This is a genomic window from Ideonella azotifigens, from assembly GCF_006519715.1.
In the GTDB taxonomy this organism is placed as follows: Bacteria; Pseudomonadota; Gammaproteobacteria; order Burkholderiales; family Burkholderiaceae_C; genus Ideonella; species Ideonella azotifigens.
In genome coordinates this window covers 1-1,083 of the sequence record NZ_VIDT01001164.1, presented here as the reverse complement: position 1 = coordinate 1,083, position 1,083 = coordinate 1, and the positions used below count along the sequence as shown (strand labels likewise).

Here is a 1,083-nt window from a genome sequence, read left to right as displayed (position 1 = left end):
CCGCGCCGCATAACGCCGGGCCAGCCACGAGCAGACGAAGAGCTGCAGCTGGTGGTAGGCCATGATGGGCAGCACGACGATGCCCAGCGCGGGGCTGCCGGCGAACAGCAGGCGGGCCATGGGCACGCCGGAGGCCAGCGTCTTCTTCGAGCCGCAGAAGACGGCGACGATTTCGTCCGCCACCGGAAAGCCCATGGCCCGGGCCACGCGCCGGGTGAACCACAGCATGGGGAACAGGAACAGCGCGGCGCCGACCAGCGTCATCGCCAGCAGGCCCCAGCCGTGGTTGCGCCACAGGCCATCGGCAACCGAGTCGCTGAACGAGCACCAGACCAAGAGCAGGATCACGCCGCGGTCCACCAGCGTGGTGATGGGTTTGATCTTCTTGAAGAAGGCCGCGGCGAACAGCCGCGCGATCTGGCCCAGCGCAAACGGCAGCAGCAGCATCTGGGCGATCTTCAGCATCGTGTGGCCGAGCGCCATGCCCTGCCCGTTGGCACCGGTGAACACCAGGCTGGCCAGCAGCGGCGTGAGCACCGCGCCGATCAAGGTGGACAAGCTGGCGTTCAGCACCGCCGCGGCCACGTTGCCGCGCGCCAGCGCGGTCATCGCCACCGACGAGGACACGGTGGACGGCAGCACCGCAAGGTAGAAAAAGCCCAGCACCAGCTCGGGCGGCACCATGCTGCCTAGCAGCGTCTTCAGCAGCAGCCACCACAGCGGGAACAGCGCGAAGGTGCACAGCTGCACCAGCAGGTGCAGCCGCCAGCGCGAGGCGCCATGCAGCAGGCTCTCGCTGGACAGGCCGGTGCCGTGCAGGAAGAAGATCACGAAGATGCCGATGTTGCCCAGCTGGTCGGCATGCACGAGCCCGCCGCTGCGGCCCAGGTCCGGCCAGGCCGAAGCCAGCAGCACGGCGGCCAGCATGCCGAGCATGAAGCCATCGACCTTGCCGCGCTGGGCGGCGAAACGAGGGCGGCGGGGAAGCGGGCGGGAAGCGGTCATGCGGTGGAACAGTCGGTCTGCGAGACCGGTTAGGCTAGGCGCCAAAGGCACGGGCAACTGCCGCTCCTCCGCCAAGCC

At 68.9% G+C, this 1,083-nt stretch carries 1 protein-coding gene; it reads right to left on the bottom strand.

Translation table 11 applies throughout. The annotated features are described in order from the left end of the window. The coding region (locus FKP22_RS31350; protein ID WP_141292060.1) for a bile acid:sodium symporter family protein at nt 1–1,005 on the bottom strand (1,005 nt) is incomplete at its 3' end. Nucleotides 1,006–1,083 lie beyond the last annotated feature (78 nt).